This window comes from Lacticaseibacillus jixiensis, from assembly GCF_042847315.1.
Lineage (GTDB): Bacteria > Bacillota > Bacilli > Lactobacillales > Lactobacillaceae > Lacticaseibacillus > Lacticaseibacillus jixiensis.
In genome coordinates, this window is the sequence record NZ_BAAFPR010000060.1 from 1 (window position 1) to 5,389 (window position 5,389).

Below are 5,389 nucleotides of genomic sequence, written 5' to 3' on the forward strand. Positions count from 1 at the left end.
GACGAAGTCCATCAGTTGGCGACCTGAACTGAATAACTGAATAGGTCGTGCGTCGAGCCGAAAACTGGGTCGGTCTGTTCGTGGTGCATCGATCACCAACTTCTCCGCTCAGTCAGTATTCGCAACGATCCAAACGTTGCTTTCAGACCGGCCAGATGCGATTTCATGTCCCCAATACCGAGGTGAATAATCCAGGTTCAATTCACGCACCTACGTGAGGTGCGACCATCACTCGCAATCATGGTGAAATCGCCATCAGAATTTCAATTCACGCACCTACGTGAGGTGCGACCTGGAAAATATGCTTAACGACACGGCATACGGGATTTCAATTCACGCACCTACGTGAGGTGCGACCTTAACAAGCCCTTCGCGGTTCGGTCTTTGGCGAATTTCAATTCACGCACCTACGTGAGGTGCGACGCTACCTCCTTCAACTTGTCCATTGTCGTTTTAATATTTCAATTCACGCACCTACGTGAGGTGCGACCGGTTACAACGGGGAACGATCGATAGCCTTGTGTCGCGCGGCACGCTATTCCGGCATCCATTCGTCACATTATTTCGGCCTGAAACAACTCTGTTTCGCCGGACTAATGTGACGTTTTTGATTTTTAACTTGGTGATCCGGCAAATTATTCCCTCCGTCGGTTTGGAGTATTGAAATAGGCCGGCTTCTGCCGACCCATTACTTGCTATCCCAGCGCCACCTCGGCGTTTGCCTGGTAGACGACTTCGTTGTCGATAAGGCGTTTTTCTTGTTGCGCCCCAATAATCAAGCTTTTCGTGATCATTTGATCTAGACGGCGAATACTCCCGCCTGAGTTGGTAAACATGTTCTTCAATGCTTCGTCGGTAATGATGTCATCCAGCACGCCAGCTGAACTGAACTTTTCCTTCACGTACTGTTGGCTCTCCGCGTATTCCATGCCGACTACTTGATACTTGATCGTGATCCGCTGCCTGAAGGCTTCAAACTGTGGCCGTTGTAATAACTGGGTAAGCTGAGGTAAGCCAGCTAAAATGATTAAGCATTTGTTCTCGGCATCCATGCCGAAGTTTGTCAAAAGGACTAGCTCGTTGTAGATCAAGCCACTCAGATACTGGGCCTCGTCCAAAATAAACACCGGCGTGATGTGTTCCACGTCGTGGAGCTCGCTAATTCGCTCTTGAATCTGACGAAACTTGGCAGACTTACGAAACGCCGGTTCAATGCCCAGTGAAACAGCAAGCTGGTTATAGAAGTCACTTACGCTAACGGTGCTCAGGGGTAAATAGCTTACCCGGTATTGATTAGGATTGAGACGCTGCGCGTACTCCCGAAGAATTACTGTCTTGCCTGCACCAGGTCGGCCAGTAATCAGGCCGATGCCCAGTACGTTTGTCAGATACTTGAGGCGTACATTCATTTCCTTAAAGTCGATTGTCTCGACCACCTTCGGTGCGGTCTTATCGAACGGGTTATGACTCATCCCGTAAAACATCGTGAAGTCCATCTGTTAGCCCTCCGCCAATCGCACTTGCTGCCGCTTGACGTGGGCGTTTTCCAGCTTATCCACCGGCCGCACTTCCACGAGTGCTTCCTCCCACTCGATGTACACTTTCGATAAGTCCGGCTGATAGCGGACTGTGACTGTTGCCCCAATTGTTGCTCGACCAGTCTCATATTGCTGCTTATTCAGACTAATCGTGCCATCGTTAGCGACCTTGCGAGTTTCACGGTGTAAGAATGCTCGCTCCAGCGCCACCTTGGGTACTTTATGGATTGCCTCTGGTTCCTCACAAAACCGGTCCATTGGTGTGACATGCTCTCCAAGGTTGCGATTGATCTGATTATTGCGATCACGAACATACTTGGCGAACTCGGCCCGCAGGGCTTCTAATGACTGGTACTCCTCATAGTTGATGTCCGCCATCCACTGCTGCTTCATAACGCCAAACCAGCGCTCAATCTTACCTTTCTGGTTACCGTGATAGACCGCAGCGTGGCGCATGCCGATCCCCAATTCAGCGCAGATTAGGGCAAGCTGCTTGTTCACGTATGGCTTACCGTTGTCGGCGTAAAGTTGCCGCGGCCGCCCGTAGGTGGCGATGGCTTGCTTGAGAGTCGTCTGGACATTTACGGCATTGTCTTCGAAGAACATACCCCAGCCAACCAGATATCGCGAGGCGTCATCGATAATGCCAACGATATAAACCTTCCGCTTGCGGCCGCCAGCCAGGATAAAGGGACCATGGGTGGTGTCGATCTGCCACAGCTCGTTGACATGGCTCATTTCAAACGCCCGCATGTCCTCGTTTTGAGACCGCTGAAGCTCGGGAGTGACCTGCGCCAGATAACGCTGAAATGTGCTCTCGGAAGGAACCCCTTGGGCAAAGAAGCCAGTCATGATCATCCGTTTACGAATTACTGTGGCTGGCCGATTCGGGCTTTGGGTTTTAAGCCGAATTATTTCTGCTTTTTGTTCATCGTTCAGGCGACGGTTGTTACCCGCATCGTTCCGGCGCTTAGGTTTCAATCCTTTTAAGCCGAACTTGCGATAATTCGCTGCCCATTCTTTCAAAGTTCCGACACCAACTGTCCCTCGCTTACCGTTAGGCAAGACCATCTCGGTTGCGGCAATCCGTTTCATGTATTCTTGTTTTGTATGATCAGGGAACGATTCCGCAATGAGCGGCTGAATCAGCTCATACCGAAATAAAGCAATGTCTTCAAGTTGTTCTGCGTTCATCAAGTTACACCTCATTGTTCTAAAGATGTTGATAGAATACACGCAGAAGACATTGCCGATAATGGCAAACTATGTGAAAGGCTTAAAGCGCGTGGAACGCTGGGGTCCAAGCTGAAATAACTTGCATTAGCCGCCGACTCGGGCGCAGCTGTGAATATGCGATCGCGGCGACTTTCGCCTCCTTACGCAGACTAATGTCGTGAGTCTGACAGAGCATTTTGTGCCACTGACTATAGTGCGCACACCATCTGCGAATCAGCCTGGCAGAAAGATCAAGGCTATACTCGGCATAGTAAACAGACTTGGCCGCTGCCGCATGTACAGCCTGAAGAATCGAGGCAAGCACGTAGCGCTTGTACGGCACAATGCTAGGTGGCAGAAGTACAAAGGTTTTCGTGCAGGCGTGACAACGTAGTCGCATAACTTCAATAATGCCTCGAAAGCCACCAACATAGTATAAATGGCGGCGATACCGGCCATGCTGAGTCAAGCCAGACGAGTTTTGACAATGTGGGCAGGCGATATCCGTGAGAATATCAAGCACGAACTGATCGTACTGTTGCTGAAGGGATTTGGTTACTTTGCTTTTTCGTGTTTGTCCTGTATGATTCAAGTATGGAGTTTCCTTTTGTCTGTTTTTCTTGGTCGTTAAACAGTATACGGGAGGGGCTCCTCTTTTTGTATCCTCAATTGCTGGATTAATGTGCATATAAAGAGCGGCAAATAATTCCGGCGGGCCGGCTGCCCGTGTCTGGAATTATTTGCCGCTTTTGCTTGAAATCGGGTTGGTATAAAGTGCGTGTCGACAGCCTTGTTTCTGATTTCAATTCACGCACCTACGTGAGGTGCGACAAGTCTGGCCGTTTACGGAATATCACATCACTATCATTTCAATTCACGCACCTACGTGAGGTGCGACGTTGTAAACTTCGGCAGTCACGTATGCGCGCACTGATTTCAATTCACGCACCTACGTGAGGTGCGACAAGCTGTTCTTTCAATTCTGGATCGTAGTAACGTATTTCAATTCACGCACCTACGTGAGGTGCGACTGAAGTCGTGGTAGTTGCTGACGTCCCAGCAGTATTTCAATTCACGCACCTACGTGAGGTGCGACAGTAACGCATGCACCGCATAGTTGATTGGATGTTATTTCAATTCACGCACCTACGTGAGGTGCGACCGTTCAGATAAGGACCGTCTTCCTTGAACTCGATATTTCAATTCACGCACCTACGTGAGGTGCGACGAGTCAACACGTTGTGGATGATGACGAAATCGTATTTCAATTCACGCACCTACGTGAGGTGCGACTAACCGTCGCCGTCGCTTAGAGCTGCGAGAGGAGGTATTTCAATTCACGCACCTACGTGAGGTGCGACAAGTAGAAAAAGGCGACAGTCTAATTTCTATATACGATTTCAATTCACGCACCTACGTGAGGTGCGACCTGAACGAATCCGCCTAGGTCTTTGCTCATCTCTATTTCAATTCACGCACCTACGTGAGGTGCGACCTTGTAATTGATAACGATATTCTTGCCGCCAATATTTCAATTCACGCACCTACGTGAGGTGCGACACTGTGCCTGATATTCATTATTCTCAACGTCTGTATTTCAATTCACGCACCTACGTGAGGTGCGACTGTCAATCTCATCAGTCTTTACTCCTGTACCAGTATTTCAATTCACGCACCTACGTGAGGTGCGACGATTGCGGCAGCAGCAATTACTAACCCGGCGCCAAATTTCAATTCACGCACCTACGTGAGGTGCGACAATCATCGTATCCGCTTGGACCCCACACTTTGTCATTTCAATTCACGCACCTACGTGAGGTGCGACAACAGCAACCGGCACGTCGTTCGCCTTAACACTATTTCAATTCACGCACCTACGTGAGGTGCGACAGTGCTGCTGCTGATCTTGGTGCGGTTACTGACGTATTTCAATTCACGCACCTACGTGAGGTGCGACATGTGGCCAACGTAAAATATAGCCAAGACATGACTATTTCAATTCACGCACCTACGTGAGGTGCGACCAGTTGCAGGAAAACAAGGAGGATTTACAAATGATTTCAATTCACGCACCTACGTGAGGTGCGACTGTTACCATCACTGCTATCGGCATAGGCAATATGATTTCAATTCACGCACCTACGTGAGGTGCGACAATGACATGGCAAGTAAAGACGCCCAGATTCAGCAATTTCAATTCACGCACCTACGTGAGGTGCGACCGCAAAATATAGTAAAAATGCGGCTAACGCTACTACATGCAGAATTAATAAAGGCATTTACTAATACCTGTAGGCAAATCAGAACATAATCCACCTGGATTATTCATAGAATTTCAAAAAAGCAGCGCAATCCCACGATTCACACGGGACTGCGCTGCTTTGGTGTTTCACCCATTGGGTGCGCCTATATGCTAAGGTTGAGTCAACGAAAACCATCACGAAAGCGAGGCTTCACACCATCTCAACTTTAACCAGCTTATCCCTGCAATGCAATACCAATGTGACTCTGACCGCCGACGGCGGTCAACTTTCAAATGATGCCGGGCTCGTTTTGTTCCAAGAGTTTCTTCATCGTATCAACTTTAGGCAACTTGCCAATCAGTGCCTCAAGTTACCAGACCAACGACGATTCTG

The 5,389-nt window shown here is 49.0% G+C and carries 3 protein-coding genes and 2 CRISPR repeat arrays; all 3 genes read right to left on the minus strand.

Annotation, left to right across the window (positions count from 1 at the left end; translation table 11 throughout):
* Positions 1-194 precede the first annotated feature (194 nt).
* A CRISPR array of direct repeats spans positions 195-490; the repeat unit is 32 nt; unit sequence ATTTCAATTCACGCACCTACGTGAGGTGCGAC.
* A 205-nt stretch (positions 491-695) separates the two neighbouring features.
* On the minus strand, positions 696-1,496 hold the full coding sequence (locus ACGG90_RS15235; protein ID WP_390410689.1) for an ExeA family protein: 801 nt from the start codon (positions 1,494-1,496) through the stop codon (positions 696-698).
* A gap of 3 nt (positions 1,497-1,499) precedes the next feature.
* Positions 1,500-2,732, minus strand: a complete 1,233-nt coding sequence (locus ACGG90_RS15240) for a DDE-type integrase/transposase/recombinase (RefSeq protein WP_274259444.1) — start codon at positions 2,730-2,732, stop codon at positions 1,500-1,502.
* Between the two features lie 82 nt (positions 2,733-2,814).
* Positions 2,815-3,441, minus strand: a complete 627-nt coding sequence (locus ACGG90_RS15245; RefSeq protein ID WP_390410691.1) for a DUF6431 domain-containing protein — start codon at positions 3,439-3,441, stop codon at positions 2,815-2,817.
* A gap of 111 nt (positions 3,442-3,552) precedes the next feature.
* Positions 3,553-4,975: a CRISPR direct-repeat array (repeat unit 32 nt; unit sequence ATTTCAATTCACGCACCTACGTGAGGTGCGAC).
* The last annotated feature ends 414 nt before the right edge of the window (positions 4,976-5,389 follow it).